Here is a 16,709-nt window from a genome sequence, read left to right as displayed (position 1 = left end):
GAATTAGTTACTCTTCTTCTGTGCCGGGGCCTGGCCCTTGCCTTTGTCCTGCAGCTGCGACGGAACCAGCACAGTGGTTACGCGTTTGCCTTTCTCGCTGGAGGCCTGCATTTTTTGCTCTTTCACCAGATAGGTAATCTGGTCACCGGTAATATTGCTGTCCAGCTGTTCCAGATACGCGTTTCCGGTCAGGATGACCAGGTCCTTCGCCAGCTCATAGTGCATATGCGAGGCGTGGCCCTTCACCGGCTTGCCGTTGTCCTGCATCTGGTAGAAGGTGGCCGGGTTGCCGTAACCATCAATGATCTCTTTGCCCTGCTCGCCGCCCGGACGTGTAACGACCACTTTATCGGCGTTAATTTTGATGGTCCCCTGAGTCATGACGACGTTACCCGTGAAGGTGACGACGTTACCCTGCATATCGAGAGACTGGGTGTCGGACTCGATATGGATCGGCTGGTCGGTATCGCCCGTTACAGCAAGCGCGGGGAGACTGGCCGCCAGCATCGCGCTGGCGATAATTACTTTAAGGCTGAGTTTGTTTGTTTTGAATTTCATAGGAGGTTCTAACCTTTTCAATCAGCTCGGCGTTCTTGCTGCGTAAGTTCCCGCGCATTCTTAAACCGCTGGAATTAAATGTTGTGCCATACAGTGTGACCAGATCCTGCGACGTCACGTCCTGGGTTACCAGGTTGATCTGGGCATTATCCGTCGTAATTTTTCGCAGTTGCGAGTCAGCGGTCAGGGCGTTGACTTCAACGTGGCCATACAGATAAAGCATACGGTCATTTGTCAGTTTGGCCCGATCTGACTTAATTGACCACGTCGGCACTTTGTCTTTATCGAAAGTGGTCATGACAGGTTGGGTAAACCACGAAACGCCGTCATCGGAAAAGTATTCAACGTGCTGGGCAATCAGGCGATAATTCAGCGCTCCTTCCGGGCTATAGACCACGGTGTCGCTGTGATCGCTTTTATAGGTTGGATCGTTATTGTTGACGACTTCCGTTTGCGTATCGTCGCGATCGGCAAGGTTCACGCCAATCAATACCAGTGCGACAAGCGAAAGCAGAATGATAACCCAACGTCTGGTTTTACTCATATCGATTGCCCTTTGGCTTCATCAAGCTTGCCCTGCGCCAGCAGAAGCAGATCGCAGACTTCACGGACGGCACCCCGGCCACCGTTGATGTGGGTAACGTAGTCAGCGCGCGGGATCAACAGCGGATGAGCATCAGCAACCGCGATGCTGAGACCGACTTCAGCCATCACCGGCCAGTCAATCAGGTCGTCCCCGACGTAGGCCACGTTTTCCGGTGCGATAGCCAGTTTACCCAGTAAATCATTGAACGCTGCCATCTTATCGGATTGACCCTGGTAAAGATGGGTAATGCCTAAGGTTTCACAGCGGTCTTCTACCAGTTTAGCTTTTCGTCCGGTGATGATAGCAACCTCAATACCCGAGGTGAGCGCACAGCGGATACCGTAGCCGTCGCGAACGTTAAACGCTTTCAGCTCTTCACCATTATTGCCCATGTAAATCAGGCCATCGGAAAGTACGCCATCCACATCCAGAATGAGCAGACGAATATTTTCCGCCTTTGCCATCATCTGGGTACTGACCGGACCATAACAGGTTGCAAGGGATGCACCCGCATTACTCATTGTCTTATCCTTTATTACACTACGCCAGCGCGCAGCAGATCATGCATATGTACCACACCCAGCAACTGGTCGCCATCGGCAACCATAACGGAGGTGATATGGCGGGACTGCATCAGGTTCAGCACATCCACGGCCAGCGTTCCCGGACGCACGCGAATGCCGCCGGGCGTCATCACATCGGCAATGCCGAGCGTGCGGACATCTACACCCATGTCGAACACGCGACGCAGGTCGCCATCGGTGAAGATCCCCTGAATTTTCATCAGATCGTCGCACACGACCGTCATACCCAGATTCTTACGGGTGATTTCCAGCAGCGCATCACGCAGGGAGGCTTCTTTGCTGACGTGAGGGATCTCATCCCCGGTGTGCATAATATCGTTTACCCGCAGCAGCAGCTTGCGCCCCAGCGCGCCGCCCGGATGGGAGAGCGCGAAATCTTCCGGCGTAAAACCGCGGGCTTCAAGCAGCGCGACGGCAAGCGCATCGCCCATGACCAGCGCGGCGGTGGTGCTGGACGTTGGCGCCAGGCCGAGCGGGCAGGCCTCTTTCGGTACTTTAACGCACAGATGAATATCGGCTGCACGCGCCATGCTACTTTCCGGACGGCTGGTCATGCAAATCAGCGGCACCTGCAGACGCTTCAGTACGGGGATCAATGCCAGAATTTCATTGGACTCACCGGAGTTGGACAGCGCGATAACGACATCCTGCGGCGTGACCATCCCCAGGTCGCCGTGCGCGGCTTCCCCCGGGTGTACAAAGAAGGACGAGGTTCCGGTGCTGGCAAACGTTGCCGCCATTTTGCGCCCAATGTGGCCGGACTTGCCCATCCCCATCACCACGACTTTCCCGGCACAGTAGAATATCTTCTCACATGCCAGACTAAAATCCTGATTAATGTACTGATCTAACTGCGCCAGACCTTCACGTTCAATCTCCAGAACCTCTTTGCCTGCTTTCTGAAAGTCAAAACCCGGCTGCAATTCTATTTGCGACATAATGCGTTTCCGTTTACCCAGAGAGAAGAGGCGAGAGCCAGTACAGCATCGCCATCCATACGATAAATCCACCCGTCAGCAGCGCGCCTGCGCCTTTGCCGATCTGGCGTTGCCGCCGCCAGCAGAGCAGGGCAAATATCACGCTGACCAGCAACATCACCCCGTAATCGCGTGAAAACGCCAGAGGATTAAACGGCCCCGGCGTAATCAGAGCCGGCAGGCCCATGACAATCGCGATATTAAATATGTTGGAGCCGATGATATTACCAATGGCGATGTCATCTTCCCCTTTACGTGCCCCCGCAATGGCGGTGGCCAGCTCCGGCAGGCTGGTGCCGATAGCAATAACCGTCAGGCCAATCGTCAGTTCGCTCATGGCGAAATAGTTCGCCAGTACCGTCGCGTTATCCACGACCATGCGCGTTGCCATCGGCATGATGATCAGCGCAACGCCAAGCCAGAGGAGGGCGACCGGCAGCGTGCCTTCCCGCGGGAGTTCGGCAACCTGTTCACGCGTCAGGCTATCCTGACCCTGTTTTTCCGCCTGGCGGGCAATTTTAACACTATACAGTAACCAGATGACGGCCAACGCCAGCAGGAAAATGCCGTCGCTATAGCTCAATACGCCATCATAAAATACGCACCCTGCCAGCAGGCTTACGACTAACATTAGCGGCAATTCACGGCGCAGAACATCAGAATGCACGCGAAATGGATGGAGCAGTGCCGCAAGGCCTAAAATCAGTAATATATTGACGATGTTAGAGCCAATCGCGGTGCCAATTGCCAGGTCTAACTGACCATGCAGCGACGCCGAGACGGAGACGATGATTTCAGGAAGTGACGTGCCAACGCTGACCACGGTCATCCCGATGACTACAGGCGGTACACCCGTCAGGCGACACAGGATAGATGCAGCAAAGACTAAACGGTCAGCACTGTAGACCACTAACAGTAAACCAATGATTAACAGTGCTGTTGCTAAAAGCATCAAAAGTCCTTTCTTCAGGTATACTTGTCGGTCCATCGCGCGGGAATGGCTGGACTGCATACGGTCTGAGGCGTAACGAATTCCTAATTTTGACTTTATGCGCCGGAAAAGTAAAACAAATGCCAGCTTTCGCTAACCTCAACGGCTAATATTCTGTAAAAATGCGGGGTTAAGGGCTGATTCAGGCTGCACGTCTTAACGTGAGCAGGGTAAGAAAGGAACTATAAATGAGCCAAACGATGGCGAATATCGTCGATGTCCGCGGTGTGAGTTTTTCTCGCGGCAATCGACTGATATTCGATGATATTTCGTTGACCGTACCGCGTGGCAAAATCACCGCCATCATGGGGCCGTCCGGGATCGGTAAAACGACCCTCCTGCGCCTTATTGGTGGTCAGATCCCACCGGATAGCGGTGAAATCCTCTTCGATGGCGAAAACGTCCCGGAGATGTCGCGCTCGCGCCTGTATACTGTCCGCAAACGTATGAGTATGCTCTTTCAGTCGGGGGCGTTGTTCACCGACATGAACGTCTTTGATAACGTGGCCTATCCGCTGCGCGAGCATACCAGCCTGCCGCCTGAGCTGCTGAAAAGCACGGTGATGATGAAGCTTGAAGCTGTGGGGTTGCGGGGAGCCGCGAAGCTAATGCCTTCGGAGCTGTCCGGCGGGATGGCGCGCCGCGCCGCGCTGGCGCGAGCCATTGCATTAGAGCCCGATTTAATCATGTTCGACGAACCGTTCGTCGGGCAGGATCCCATCACGATGGGCGTGCTGGTAAAGCTCATCTCTGAACTGAACAGCGCGCTCGGCGTCACCTGTATCGTGGTGTCTCACGATGTACCGGAAGTGTTGAGCATTGCCGATTACGCCTATATCGTGGCGGACAAAAAGATCGTTGCACACGGCAGCGCCCAGGCGCTGCAGGAAAATTGCGATCCACGCGTGCGGCAGTTCCTCGACGGTATTGCTGACGGACCCGTACCGTTCCGCTACCCGGCGGGCGATTATCGTGACGATTTACTGGGAATAGGGAGTTAAGCCACTCATGCTGTTAAATGCGTTGGCCGCTCTCGGACACCGTGGCATAAAAACCATCAGGACGTTCGGGCGTGCCGGATTGATGTTATTCAACGCGCTGGTCGGCAAGCCGGAGTTTAGCAAGCACGCCCCTCTGCTGGTGCGTCAGCTTTATAATGTCGGCGTGCTGTCGATGCTCATCATTATTGTTTCCGGTCTGTTTATCGGCATGGTGCTGGGGCTGCAGGGCTACCTTGTTCTGACAACCTACAGTGCGGAAACCAGCCTCGGAATGCTGGTGGCGCTTTCGCTGCTGCGCGAATTGGGTCCGGTTGTGGCGGCACTGCTGTTTGCCGGACGCGCTGGGTCGGCATTAACGGCTGAGATTGGCCTGATGCGTGCGACCGAGCAGCTCTCCAGCATGGAGATGATGGCGGTCGATCCGCTGCGTCGCGTGATCTCGCCGCGTTTCTGGGCGGGGGTGATCTCGCTCCCGCTACTGACTATTCTGTTTGTCGCCGTGGGGATCTGGGGCGGTTCGCTGGTTGGGGTCAACTGGAAAGGCATCGATGCCGGCTTCTTCTGGTCCGCGATGCAGGACGCCATCGACCTGCGAATGGATCTGGTTAACTGCCTGATTAAAAGCGTGGTGTTTGCCATTACGGTCACCTGGATTGCATTGTTCAATGGTTACGATGCTATCCCGACGTCGGCGGGCATTAGCCGTGCAACTACACGTACTGTCGTACACTCGTCGCTGGCCGTACTGGGCCTGGATTTTGTGCTCACCGCACTGATGTTTGGGAATTGAGTTCATGCAAACGAGAAAAAATGAAATTTGGGTCGGCGTTTTCCTGCTGCTGGCGCTGCTGGCGGCGCTGTTTATCTGCCTGAGAGCGGCAGATATTACGTCTGTGCGCACCGAGCCGACGTATCGCATCTATGCCACGTTCGATAACATCGGCGGGCTGAAGGCGCGTTCACCGGTCCGCATTGGCGGCGTGGTGATCGGCCGCGTATCTGACATTACGCTCGATGAGAAAACGTATCTGCCGCGCGTCGCGATGGATATCGAAGAACGTTACAACCACATTCCGGACACCAGCTCCCTTTCTATCCGTACTTCCGGCCTGCTGGGTGAACAATATCTGGCACTTAACGTCGGCTTTGAAGATCCCGAGCTGGGAACGACTATCCTTAAAGACGGTAGCGTTATCCAGGATACGAAGTCCGCGATGGTGCTGGAGGACATGATTGGTCAGTTCCTTTACAACAGTAAAGGGGATGATAAAAAGTCTGACGATGCCCCTGCGCAGAGTGAAGACCATACCAACGTTGCGCCGACCCCTGGTGCTGCGAATTAATTCAGGAGAAGTCATTCATGTTTAAACGACTGTTAATGGTTGCCATGCTGGTCATTGCCCCTCTCACTGCGGCACATGCTGCGGATCAGAGCAACCCGTACAAACTGATGGACGAAGCTGCGAAGAAAACCTTCGACCGTCTCAAAAACGAACAGCCAAAAATTCGCGCGAATCCTGACTATCTGCGTGACGTGGTTGACCAGGAACTGCTGCCGTATGTGCAGATCAAATATGCGGGAGCGCTGGTGCTGGGCCGCTATTACAAAGACGCCACCCCGGCGCAGCGTGAGGCCTATTTTGCCGCATTCCGTGAATACCTGAAGCAGGCGTATGGTCAGGCGCTGGCGATGTACCACGGTCAGACCTATCAGATCGCCCCGGAGCAGCCGCTGGGTGATGCGACCATCGTGCCTATTCGCGTAACGATCATCGATCCTAACGGCCGTCCGCCGGTGCGCCTGGATTTCCAGTGGCGTAAAAACAGCCAGACCGGCCACTGGCAGGCGTATGACATGATCGCCGAAGGGGTGAGCATGATCACCACTAAACAAAACGAGTGGAGCGACCTGCTGCGCACCAAGGGCATTGATGGCCTGACCGCACAGCTGCAGTCCATTGCTCGTCAGAAAATTACCCTGGACGAGAAGAAGTAATGTCGCAGCAACTCCGCTGGTCGCGTGAAGGTGAGACGTTAAGGCTGTCCGGTGAGCTGGACCAGGATCTGCTGAACCCACTGTGGGATAAACGCCAGGAAGCGATGCAGGGCGTGATGCTTATCGACTTAACCGACGTCACGCGGGTGGATACGGCAGGCGTTGCGCTGCTCGCCCATCTGGTTGCCGTGGGCAAAAAGCAGGGAACAAGCGTCATGCTTCATGGCGCGAGCGATAATGTCGTTACCCTTGCGCAACTCTACAATCTGCCTCAGGACGTACTGCCTCGTTAATATTTTCAGTGCGTTACTTCCGAAAGCCCTGACAGTTTCATCGTCGGGGCTTTTTGCTTGTTTAAGACGACGCCACTTTGCTCTAAGATGTTGGGCTTGTTTTCACTATCAGATGATTAAGAGCCCATGGAAAATCATGAAATCCAGACAGTGCTGATGAATGCACTCTCCCTTCAGGAAGCCCACGTCACTGGCGATGGCAGTCACTTCCAGGTTATTGCTGTGGGTGAGATGTTCGACGGTATGAGCCGTGTGAAGAAGCAGCAGGCTGTGTACGCGCCGCTGATGGAATATATTGCGGATAACCGCATCCACGCCCTGTCGATTAAAGCGTTCACCCCGCAAGAGTGGGCACGCGATCGCAAACTAAACGGTTTTTGAGCTGAGGGCGACAGGCCCGCAGCACGGTTGAATTTATAAGAGAGCACACAATGGATAAATTTCGTGTACAGGGGCCAACGCGTCTCCAGGGCGAAGTCACAATTTCTGGCGCGAAGAACGCCGCGCTGCCAATCCTCTTTGCTGCGCTGCTCGCGGAAGAGCCGGTAGAAATTCAGAACGTACCGAAGCTGAAAGATATCGACACGACCATGAAGTTGCTCACCCAGTTGGGCACTAAAGTTGAGCGCAACGGTTCCGTCTGGATCGACGCCAGCAACGTGAACAACTTCTCTGCGCCTTACGATCTGGTGAAAACCATGCGTGCATCTATCTGGGCGCTTGGCCCGCTGGTGGCACGTTTCGGTCAGGGTCAGGTTTCGCTGCCGGGCGGTTGCGCCATCGGCGCGCGTCCGGTTGACCTGCATATCTTTGGCCTGGAGAAACTGGGTGCAGAGATCAAGCTGGAAGAGGGTTACGTTAAGGCCTCCGTCAACGGTCGTCTGAAAGGCGCGCACATTGTCATGGACAAAGTGAGCGTAGGCGCTACCGTCACCATCATGTCTGCGGCAACGCTGGCAGAAGGTACCACCATCATCGAAAACGCCGCGCGCGAACCGGAGATCGTGGATACCGCCAATTTCCTCGTGGCGCTGGGCGCGAAGATTTCTGGCCAGGGTACTGACCGCATCACCATTGAAGGCGTTGAGCGTCTGGGCGGTGGTGTGTATCGCGTTCTGCCGGACCGTATCGAAACCGGCACCTTCCTGGTGGCTGCGGCGATCTCTGGCGGTAAGATTGTCTGCCGTAATGCACAGCCAGACACTCTGGATGCCGTTTTGGCGAAGCTGCGTGAAGCGGGTGCCGATGTTGAAACTGGTGAAGACTGGATCAGCCTCGACATGCACGGCAAGCGTCCTAAAGCGGTGACCGTGCGTACGGCTCCGCATCCGGCATTCCCGACCGATATGCAGGCACAGTTCACTCTGCTGAACCTGGTTGCCGAAGGAACCGGTGTGATTACCGAGACGATTTTCGAAAACCGTTTTATGCACGTACCGGAACTGATCCGTATGGGTGCACATGCTGAGATCGAAAGTAATACCGTGATTTGCCATGGCGTTGAGAAACTGTCCGGTGCTCAGGTAATGGCAACGGATCTGCGTGCGTCTGCAAGCCTGGTGCTGGCGGGCTGTATCGCGGAAGGCACAACGGTGGTGGATCGTATTTATCACATCGATCGTGGCTATGAACGTATTGAAGACAAACTGCGCGCGCTGGGTGCCAATATCGAGCGTGTGAAGGGCGAGTAATCGTTCCGGCAGCCCCCTGCCAGAAATGACCGGGGGGTTGCTATTCCTGTCAAAAAACCGTTATCCCTGCGGTTCTGTTTTTGCTTTTCTCTGGCGCATCATGCGCGTTCTGTCGATAAATTCATGAGTAACAGGATCGTGATAACGTGAAGGCCAGATCACCCACGGGTGCGTTTCCAGCGCCGTCGCGATAATCAATTCTCCCTTTGGCCAGGGGCGGGTCAGGGCGTTGGCCAGGGTGGAAGAACTCAGACCATGGCGGCGGGACTCTGCTGCAAGTGACGTACCTCTTTTGCGCAGTGCCGCAATGATATCTGCCGTATGCCAGTCGATAAATTTCGTATCCATAACGCTGTCCTTAAGTTCGGATTCACCTACGCCGTTTCTTCTGAAACGACTGGCTTACTATACCCATTTCGACTTCTTGTTCTAAAAAGTTCGCGTTACTTGAAGGGATATTCAGAATAAGACATGGCTTTATTCATGCGGGCTTTAACCCGATTCATTTACATGAATGTGGAATTTACTGGTGCGTTTTTGAACCTCCCCGCGATGGATACGGGGAGGTGGGGGCAAGATTAACGGTCGCGTTGAACAGCGATGTGGGCAAGACCAATCAGGGCATCGCGCCATGGGCTGTCTGGAATAACCTGGAGAGCTTCGATGGCTTTGTCAGCCTCTTCTTCAGCACGCTGACGCGTCCATTCCAGCGAGCCGCAGATGGCCATCGTTTCCAGTACAGGTTCCAGAAGATGGCGGCCATTTCCCTGTTCGATCGCCTCACGGATCATTTTCGCCTGGTCGGCCGTTCCGTTACGCATCGCGTGAAGCAGCGGCAGGGTCGGTTTGCCTTCGTTCAGGTCATCGCCAACGTTTTTGCCGAGCGTTTCGCCGTCCGCGCTGTAGTCCAGCAAATCATCAATCAGCTGGAAGGCAGTACCCAGGTAGCGTCCATAATCCTGCAGTCCTTTTTCCTGCGCCTCGGAACAGCCAGCCAGGATGCCGGAACACTGGGCGGCCGCTTCAAACAGGCGCGCTGTTTTGCTGTAGATAACGCGCATGTAGTTTTCTTCGGTGATATCGGGGTCATTGACGTTCATCAGCTGCAGCACTTCACCTTCAGCGATGACGTTGACGGCTTCGGACATCACCTCGAGCACTTTCAGAGAGCCCAGGCTGGTCATCATCTGGAAGGCGCGGGTATAGATAAAGTCCCCGACCAGAACGCTGGCGGCGTTCCCGAAGGCAGCGTTTGCCGTGGCTTTGCCACGACGCATATCGGATTCATCCACAACATCGTCATGCAGAAGCGTCGCGGTGTGAATAAATTCGATCAGCGCGGCGATTGTCACATGGGCATTTCCCTGATAGCCAACGGCTCTGGCAGCCAGAATGGCAATCATCGGGCGAATGCGTTTACCGCCGCCGCTGACAATGTAATAGCCCAACTGATTGATCAGCTGAACGTCAGAGTTGAGTTGCTCCAGGATTGCTGCATTTACACCCGCCATATCTTGCGCGGTTAACTCGTTGATTTTTTCTAAATTCATCGCAAAAGCCGGGCTTTTTATCCTGTTGATCCCATCTTCAATGGGGTAACGAAGGGTTTCGGTTTATCAATAGTAGTGCTGATTGTACTGAAAAAACGGCTCAGATAAACGTTACCGTACGTGTTGTGTTTTTTTTCTTCATGTATTGACGGTAGCACTTGTCAAAGGCTCGCGTTTTGCGTAATATTCGCGCCCTATTGTGAATATTTATAGCGCACTCTGATTCATACGAGGACGTGCGCGGAAGCGGAGTTTATATGTACGCGGTTTTCCAAAGTGGTGGTAAACAACACCGAGTAAGCGAAGGTCAGACCGTTCGCCTGGAAAAGCTGGACATCGCAACTGGCGAATCTGTTGAGTTCGCAGAAGTTCTGATGATCGCAAACGGTGAAGAAGTCAAAATCGGCGTTCCTTTCGTTGATGGTGGCGTTATCAAAGCTGAAGTTGTTGCACACGGTCGTGGCGAGAAAGTTAAAATCGTTAAGTTTCGTCGTCGTAAACACTACCGTAAGCAGCAGGGCCACCGTCAGTGGTTCACTGATGTGAAAATTACTGGCATCAGCGCCTAAGACCTGAGGAGAGATTTAAATGGCACATAAAAAGGCTGGCGGCTCCACACGTAACGGTCGCGATTCAGAAGCTAAACGCCTGGGCGTTAAGCGTTTCGGTGGCGAATCCGTTCTGGCGGGTAGCATCATCGTTCGTCAACGTGGTACCAAATTCCACGCTGGCAACAACGTAGGTTGCGGTCGTGACCACACTCTGTTTGCTAAAGCAGACGGTAAAGTGAAATTTGAAGTTAAAGGCCCGAACAACCGTAAATACATCAGCATCGTTGCTGAGTAAGGTTTTCTCGGTCCGGTAACGGATTAAAGCCCCGCAACGTGTTGCGGGGCTTTTTACATTGGAAACCCGGAAAATTTTCTGTAGGGAAAACGGGCATGAAGCAGCAGGCCGGCATTGGTATTCTTTTGGCGCTCACGACCGCAATGTGCTGGGGTGCGCTGCCAATTGCAATGAAGCAGGTACTGGAAGTGATGGAGCCGCCTACGGTGGTCTTTTATCGCTTTCTGATGGCAAGCATTGGTCTCGGGACCATCCTTGCAGTTAAAGGCAAGCTTCCACCGCTACGGCTCTTCCGCAAACCTCGATGGCTGGTGTTACTGGCCATTGCGACGGGCGGTCTGTTCGGTAACTTTATCCTGTTCAGCTCTTCCCTGCAGTATTTGAGCCCTACGGCGTCTCAGGTGATTGGTCAGCTTTCGCCTGTGGGCATGATGGTCGCGAGCGTGTTCATCCTCAAAGAGAAGATGCGCGGGACGCAGATTATCGGGGCAAGCATGCTGCTATGCGGCCTGGTGATGTTCTTCAACACCAGCCTGATCGAGATTTTTACCCGGCTTACGGACTACACCTGGGGCGTGATCTTCGGCGTGGGTGCAGCAACGGTCTGGGTGAGCTATGGCGTCGCGCAAAAGGTGTTATTGCGTCGCCTGGCCTCACAGCAGATCCTTTTTTTGCTGTACACTTTGTGTACAGTGGCATTATTGCCGTTAGCGAAGCCGGGCGTCATTACCCAGCTGAGCGACTGGCAACTGGCGTGCCTCATTTTTTGTGGGCTTAACACGCTGGTCGGTTATGGCGCGCTGGCGGAAGCGATGGCGCGCTGGCAGGCAGCACAGGTGAGCGCATTGATCACGCTTACCCCGCTGTTTACGCTGTTATTTTCAGATTTGTTATCAATGGCCTGGCCCGATGTCTTCGTCAGACCGATGCTCAACCTGTTGGGCTATCTCGGTGCGTTTGTCGTGGTTGCGGGCGCGATGTATTCCGCCATTGGTCATCGTCTTTGGGGACGTTGGCGCAAAAATGAAGCGGTCGTAGTAGTCCCCCGCTCAGGCGAATGAGTTACGGAGAGTAAAATGAAGTTTGTTGATGAAGCGACGATTCTGGTCGTGGCAGGTGATGGCGGTAACGGTTGTGTAAGCTTCCGCCGTGAAAAATATATTCCTCGTGGCGGCCCTGACGGCGGTGACGGTGGCGATGGTGGTGACGTGTGGCTGGAGGCAGATGAAAACCTCAACACGCTGATCGACTACCGCTTTGAAAAATCCTTCCGCGCAGAACGCGGACAGAACGGCCAGAGCCGTGACTGTACCGGTAAACGCGGTAAAGACGTGACCATTAAGGTTCCGGTTGGTACGCGCGTTATCGATCAGGGCACCGGTGAAACCATGGGCGATATGACCAAACACGGTCAGCGCCTGATGGTCGCAAAAGGCGGCTGGCACGGTCTGGGTAACAGCCGTTTCAAATCTTCCGTTAACCGTACCCCGCGTCAGAAAACGATGGGTACCCCGGGTGATAAGCGCGACCTGCAACTTGAACTGATGCTGCTGGCTGACGTGGGCATGCTGGGTATGCCAAACGCAGGTAAATCGACCTTTATTCGCGCCGTCTCTGCGGCCAAGCCAAAAGTAGCGGACTATCCGTTTACCACGCTGGTACCAAGCCTCGGCGTTGTCCGTATGGATAACGAGAAGAGCTTTGTGGTCGCCGATATTCCGGGCCTGATTGAAGGCGCTGCGGAAGGGGCTGGCCTGGGTATTCGCTTCCTGAAGCACCTTGAGCGTTGCCGCGTACTGTTGCACCTCATCGACATCGATCCGATCGACGGGTCAGATCCGGTTGAAAACGCCCGTATCATTATCGGTGAGCTGGAAAAATACAGCGAAAAACTGGCGAGTAAGCCACGCTGGCTGGTCTTCAACAAGATCGACCTGATGGATAAAGCGGAAGCCGAAGCGAAAGCCAAAGCGATTGCCGAAGCAATGGGCTGGGAAGATAAATACTACCTTATCTCCGCGGCAAGCCAGGTTGGCGTGAAAGATCTCTGCTGGGATGTGATGACCTTCATCATCGAGAACCCTGTCGTTCAGGCTGAAGAAGCGAAACAGCCAGAAAAAGTCGAATTCATGTGGGATGACTACCACCGCCAGCAGCTCGAAGAGCTCGAAGCGGAAGAGGAAGACGACTGGGACGATGACTGGGATGAAGACGACGAAGAAGGCGTCGAGTTCATCTACAAGCACTAATATCTGTCCAAAGCCCCCATCAGGGGGCTTTTTTCATTCCAGCGTTGAGGGCAGCCAGCAGCTTGCTATCAGGCCGCCTTCAGCACCATTCTCCAGCATCAGCTTACCGTGATGAAGCTGCAGGATGCGCTGTACGATACTCAGGCCCAGGCCGCTGCCGCCGTAACGCTGATCGAGGCGACGGAACGGCTCCGTGATCGACTGTCGATGCGCTTCGTCAATACCAGGCCCCTGATCGATAATGCTGAGCTGCGTACCGCCTTCGACCTCGGTAAGCGTCACGGTAATCGTGGTGCCTGTCGGGCTGTAGCGCCCGGCATTCTCCAGCAGGTTGCGCAGCATCAGCCGCAGCAGTACCGCGTCTCCCTGAACAGTGAGCGCGCTTTTAGCAGGCCAAATCACCGTATGCTCTTTGGCTTCATGCTCAAGACCAAGAGGCGTGATAATGGTGTCCGTCCAGTTGATGGTTTCATAGTGGCCGCTCGCCATTGCCTGTCCTGCACGGGCCAGCATCAGCAGTTGCTCAACGGTGTGCATTAGCTGGTCAATACGGCTGATGAGCGTCGTGGCCTGCGTAGAGCCTGACTGGGCCATGAGCTCCAGATGGAGCCTGATTCCGGCAAGAGGCGTTCGCAGTTCATGGGCGGCGTCAGCCGTGAAGAGACGCTCCTGCTGAATGGTACTGTCCAGCCTGGCGAGTAGCTGATTGAGCGAGGTGGTAACGGCGCCGATTTCTTCCATGTCGGAATACATAGGAAGTGGGGTTAGGTTATCCGCCGAACGGTTAGCCAGGCTCACGCGCAGTTTGTTCAGCGGTCGGGTTATCCAGGTGACCGCCCAGAACGAGAAAAACAACGTAAACCCAACCATCACCAGGGAAGGAACCAGCAGCGAGGCAATCGCTTCGCGGATCTCTTTCTCGACGTGGTTGTTACGCGATTTTGCCGACAGCGTTTCGTTCACCAGAAAGCCAATCTGCTCGCGGCTTTCGTGCCACAACCAAATGACGCTTATCAGCTGGAAAAATAACAGAATGACCGCCAGCAACACCATTAATCGCCGACGCATGCTGTTCATTTCTGGCTCTCCAGGCGGTAGCCAACGCCGCGGACGGTTTTAATCCGGTCTTTGCCGAGCTTACGACGCAGGTTGTGGATGTGGACTTCCAGGGTATTTGACCCCGGATCGTCCTGCCAGGAATAGATATCCTGCTGAAGGGTTTCTCTGTGTACCGTTTGTCCGCTTCGCATGATCAGACGCGTCAGCAAGGCGAACTCTTTTGGAGTGACTTCAACGGGCTGGGACTGGCGCAATACCTGCTGGGTTTGCAGATTCAGGGTAATGTCCCCGTCGGTTAGTAAGTTATCACTATGGCCCTGATAACGGCGTATTAACGCTCGCACCCGAGCCTGAAGTTCTGCAAGCGCAAAGGGCTTCACCAGGTAATCATCGGCGCCAGCATCAAGGCCGGTAATACGATCTTCAATGGCGTCGCGTGCCGTCAGGATTAACACCGGATTGGCGATGCCCCGGCGACGCCACTGGGTAAGCAGCGTCGCGCCGTCTTTGTCCGGCAAGCCCAGGTCAAGGATCACCAGGCTGTATTCGCCGCTCTGGATCAGGGCATCTGCTTCTGCCGCGGTGCCGGCACAGTCCAGGGCATAGCCTTCATTGGCGAGTCCCAGAGCCAGTCCTTCCTGTAATAACAGATCGTCTTCAACTATAAGTAGTTTCATCGCTAGTTATTCTGGTAGATGTCTTTATAAAGCCTGCTTTCGAAGCGAACCAGTGGAATACGGCGGTTGCGCTGGTCGGTCGGTTCGACGGCATAGCCGGAAAGATACTGCACGAATGCCATGCGCTGTCCGCTGGCGGTCGTGATGAACCCTGCCAGGTTATACACCCCCTGCAGTGAACCTGTTTTCGCGGAGACTTTGCCATCCACACCCGCCGCGTGAAGCCCGGCGCGGTACTGCAGCGAACCGTCGTGTCCGGCAAGCGGCAGCATTGAGATAAAGTTTAGCTCAGTGTCATGTTGTGCAATGTACTGAAGCACCTGCATCATGGTGGCCGGGGCAATCAGGTTATGACGCGATAATCCTGAACCATCAACGGCGATAGTGTTACCCAGATCGATCCCCGCCTGCTGGCGCAGGATCTGACGAACAGCGTCTGAGCCCGCGCGCCAGGTTCCCGGCACGCCGAAACGCGCGTGGCCAATCATGCGGAACACGGTGTCGGCAATCATGTTGTCAGACTTTTTCAGCATAATTCGCAGCAAATCGTGCAGCGGTGGCGACTGTTTGCTGGCAATGACCGTTCCGGGCTGGTTGACCTGCGTCTGGCGTAGCAGCGTGCCGGAGTAGGTTATTCCCGCCTGCTTCAGCTCATCCTTGAGAATCGCACCCGCATAGCTTGCGCCATCCTGAATCGCGAAGGCCAGCGGCAGGGGATCGGCGCGCTGCGTCAGGCAGCCGGTGAGGGTGTAGCGGTTAAGATCGCCAGGCACCACGTCCAGTTCGCAGTACTGGGCATCCGGGGAGCCTTTAGCCAACGTTCGCACCTGGCTAAACATGGTCACCGGATAGTAAGATGCCACGCGAATGAACGCTAAATCATCTGGCTTGGGCGCGCTGTAAAGGGAAATCGAGAAGCAGTTGCGGTCAACAATCGCGGCGGCTGGCGGGGCGCTAAAGCACTGCGTCATGTCGTTCCACGGCCAGCCTGGTGCTTTATCGTGGCTGGCAAAAATGGAGGTATCGATCAGCACGTTGCCATCGATTTTTGTCACGCCGGATTTTTTCAACACCGCTACCATGTTGCGGATATCCTGGCGCTTAAAGGTGGGATCGCCACCGAAACGGGCGATAAGATCGCCTTTCAGTTCGCCACCGTCGACGTTACCTTTGGTTTCAAGCGTGGTGGTAAAACGGAAGTCAGGCCCGAGTTGGAGCAGGGCGGCGAGGGCAGTGATCACCTTCTGGGTACTGGCAGGCAGCGCCATCTGTTGACTGTGATAGTCAATCTCGGGAGCCTGTGCGCCAACCTTCTGCACCATCAGGGCGAGGTTCGCGCCTGCGGGGAGCTGATTAATGTACTCATCAACATTCGCGGCCTGGGCGGTGAACGTTATACTGGTAGTCAATCCGATGATAAAACTGGAAAATCGCATAATCTCGCGCTAACAACCCGAAAACAAACCGTCATACTACGGTGCATGGCACTGCAAAGTAAACGATGACCCATAGTGAACTTCGCGGTAAAATGCGTATCAAATTGAAAAATTGCTGCTGACCTGGGGCGTCGCTCCCGGGTCGGTTTTCTTTTTGCTTCTTGCCCGCTTCGGGGGGCAGGAGCAGGGAACACTGCTCCCAACAGGAATGTTTA

At 54.7% G+C, this 16,709-nt stretch carries 21 protein-coding genes; 11 read left to right on the top strand and 10 right to left on the bottom strand.

Translation table 11 applies throughout. From position 1 onward, the window contains the following. Positions 1-3 precede the first annotated feature (3 nt). Genes lptA through HBA26_RS08645 form a run of 5 tightly spaced genes read right to left on the bottom strand, consistent with a single transcriptional unit; the run spans position 4 to position 3,657 of the window. Positions 4-558: a lipopolysaccharide ABC transporter substrate-binding protein LptA gene (gene lptA, locus HBA26_RS08665; RefSeq protein WP_028014569.1), complete on the bottom strand. Its 555-nt coding sequence runs from the start codon at positions 556-558 to the stop codon at positions 4-6. Next, complete coding sequence (gene lptC, locus HBA26_RS08660) at positions 527-1,102, bottom strand: LPS export ABC transporter periplasmic protein LptC (RefSeq protein WP_028014568.1); 576 nt, start codon at positions 1,100-1,102, stop codon at positions 527-529. Before lptC ends, lptA begins: the two co-directional genes overlap by 32 nt. Next, positions 1,099-1,665 (bottom strand): 3-deoxy-manno-octulosonate-8-phosphatase KdsC, encoded by a 567-nt coding sequence (gene kdsC / locus HBA26_RS08655; RefSeq protein WP_025756695.1) that lies wholly within the window; start codon positions 1,663-1,665, stop codon positions 1,099-1,101. Before kdsC ends, lptC begins: the two co-directional genes overlap by 4 nt. Before the next feature lie 14 nt (positions 1,666-1,679). After that, positions 1,680-2,666 carry an arabinose-5-phosphate isomerase KdsD gene (kdsD, locus tag HBA26_RS08650; RefSeq protein WP_028014567.1) on the bottom strand — a complete coding sequence of 329 codons (987 nt, stop codon included), beginning with the start codon at positions 2,664-2,666 and terminating at the stop codon, positions 1,680-1,682. A gap of 13 nt (positions 2,667-2,679) precedes the next feature. Then, complete coding sequence (locus tag HBA26_RS08645) at positions 2,680-3,657, bottom strand: calcium/sodium antiporter (protein WP_028014566.1); 978 nt, start codon at positions 3,655-3,657, stop codon at positions 2,680-2,682. A gap of 227 nt (positions 3,658-3,884) precedes the next feature. On the opposite strand from HBA26_RS08645, the gene mlaF reads away from it, so the two are divergent. The 7 genes from mlaF (at position 3,885) to murA (ending at position 8,677) form a co-directional block, all read left to right on the top strand. Then, a complete protein-coding gene (mlaF, locus tag HBA26_RS08640; protein WP_028014565.1) occupies positions 3,885-4,697 on the top strand; it encodes a phospholipid ABC transporter ATP-binding protein MlaF in 813 nt (270 codons plus the stop codon). Between the two features lie 7 nt (positions 4,698-4,704). Beyond that, positions 4,705-5,487 carry a lipid asymmetry maintenance ABC transporter permease subunit MlaE gene (gene mlaE / locus HBA26_RS08635; RefSeq protein ID WP_045630729.1) on the top strand — a complete coding sequence of 261 codons (783 nt, stop codon included), beginning with the start codon at positions 4,705-4,707 and terminating at the stop codon, positions 5,485-5,487. Positions 5,488-5,491: 4 nt separating this feature from the next. Next, positions 5,492-6,040: an outer membrane lipid asymmetry maintenance protein MlaD gene (gene mlaD / locus HBA26_RS08630; RefSeq protein ID WP_041911946.1), complete on the top strand. Its 549-nt coding sequence runs from the start codon at positions 5,492-5,494 to the stop codon at positions 6,038-6,040. Between the two features lie 17 nt (positions 6,041-6,057). Then, the gene (mlaC, locus tag HBA26_RS08625) at positions 6,058-6,693 is read left to right on the top strand and encodes a phospholipid-binding protein MlaC (protein ID WP_028014562.1); all 636 of its coding nucleotides are present in this window, start codon (positions 6,058-6,060) and stop codon (positions 6,691-6,693) included. Continuing rightward, positions 6,693-6,986 (top strand): lipid asymmetry maintenance protein MlaB, encoded by a 294-nt coding sequence (gene mlaB, locus HBA26_RS08620; protein ID WP_126345802.1) that lies wholly within the window; start codon positions 6,693-6,695, stop codon positions 6,984-6,986. The genes mlaC and mlaB overlap by 1 nt, the downstream gene beginning before the upstream one ends. A 126-nt stretch (positions 6,987-7,112) precedes the next feature. After that, the gene (ibaG, locus tag HBA26_RS08615) at positions 7,113-7,367 is read left to right on the top strand and encodes a BolA family iron metabolism protein IbaG (protein WP_008501458.1); all 255 of its coding nucleotides are present in this window, start codon (positions 7,113-7,115) and stop codon (positions 7,365-7,367) included. Positions 7,368-7,417: 50 nt separating this feature from the next. Beyond that, the gene (gene murA / locus HBA26_RS08610; protein ID WP_028014560.1) at positions 7,418-8,677 is read left to right on the top strand and encodes a UDP-N-acetylglucosamine 1-carboxyvinyltransferase; all 1,260 of its coding nucleotides are present in this window, start codon (positions 7,418-7,420) and stop codon (positions 8,675-8,677) included. A 60-nt stretch (positions 8,678-8,737) separates the two neighbouring features. On the opposite strand, the gene sfsB is transcribed toward murA, so the two are convergent. Together sfsB and ispB are read right to left on the bottom strand one after the other, a co-directional pair. Further along, the gene (gene sfsB, locus HBA26_RS08605) at positions 8,738-9,025 is read right to left on the bottom strand and encodes a DNA-binding transcriptional regulator SfsB (protein ID WP_028014559.1); all 288 of its coding nucleotides are present in this window, start codon (positions 9,023-9,025) and stop codon (positions 8,738-8,740) included. Positions 9,026-9,255: 230 nt separating this feature from the next. Further along, the gene (ispB, locus tag HBA26_RS08600) at positions 9,256-10,227 is read right to left on the bottom strand and encodes an octaprenyl diphosphate synthase (RefSeq protein ID WP_028014558.1); all 972 of its coding nucleotides are present in this window, start codon (positions 10,225-10,227) and stop codon (positions 9,256-9,258) included. A 257-nt stretch (positions 10,228-10,484) separates the two neighbouring features. Here ispB and rplU point away from each other — a divergent pair, with 257 nt between their 5' ends. From rplU to cgtA, 4 genes are all read left to right on the top strand, one after another. Next, positions 10,485-10,796: a 50S ribosomal protein L21 gene (gene rplU / locus HBA26_RS08595; protein ID WP_003025032.1), complete on the top strand. Its 312-nt coding sequence runs from the start codon at positions 10,485-10,487 to the stop codon at positions 10,794-10,796. Positions 10,797-10,815: 19 nt separating this feature from the next. Further along, on the top strand, positions 10,816-11,073 hold the full coding sequence (gene rpmA, locus HBA26_RS08590) for a 50S ribosomal protein L27 (protein WP_004385076.1): 258 nt from the start codon (positions 10,816-10,818) through the stop codon (positions 11,071-11,073). A gap of 95 nt (positions 11,074-11,168) precedes the next feature. Next, on the top strand, positions 11,169-12,134 hold the full coding sequence (locus HBA26_RS08585; RefSeq protein WP_028014557.1) for a DMT family transporter: 966 nt from the start codon (positions 11,169-11,171) through the stop codon (positions 12,132-12,134). 15 nt (positions 12,135-12,149) lie between these two features. After that, complete coding sequence (gene cgtA / locus HBA26_RS08580) at positions 12,150-13,322, top strand: Obg family GTPase CgtA (RefSeq protein WP_014885381.1); 1,173 nt, start codon at positions 12,150-12,152, stop codon at positions 13,320-13,322. 33 nt (positions 13,323-13,355) lie between these two features. On the opposite strand, the gene pmrB is transcribed toward cgtA, so the two are convergent. Genes pmrB through dacB form a run of 3 tightly spaced genes read right to left on the bottom strand, consistent with a single transcriptional unit; the run spans position 13,356 to position 16,494 of the window. Then, positions 13,356-14,399, bottom strand: coding sequence for a two-component system sensor histidine kinase PmrB (gene pmrB / locus HBA26_RS08575; RefSeq protein ID WP_126345803.1), 1,044 nt, complete (start codon positions 14,397-14,399; stop codon positions 13,356-13,358). Further along, positions 14,396-15,058, bottom strand: coding sequence for a two-component system response regulator PmrA (gene pmrA / locus HBA26_RS08570; protein WP_028014555.1), 663 nt, complete (start codon positions 15,056-15,058; stop codon positions 14,396-14,398). Before pmrA ends, pmrB begins: the two co-directional genes overlap by 4 nt. 2 nt (positions 15,059-15,060) lie before the next feature. Further along, positions 15,061-16,494, bottom strand: coding sequence for a serine-type D-Ala-D-Ala carboxypeptidase (dacB, locus tag HBA26_RS08565; protein ID WP_028014554.1), 1,434 nt, complete (start codon positions 16,492-16,494; stop codon positions 15,061-15,063). Positions 16,495-16,709 lie beyond the last annotated feature (215 nt).

The organism is Enterobacter sp. 725m/11, from assembly GCF_011683705.1.
Classification (GTDB): Bacteria; Pseudomonadota; Gammaproteobacteria; order Enterobacterales; family Enterobacteriaceae; genus Enterobacter; species Enterobacter bugandensis.
The sequence above is the reverse complement of the archived record's forward strand: the minus strand, read 5'-3'. Positions and strand labels throughout refer to the sequence as shown.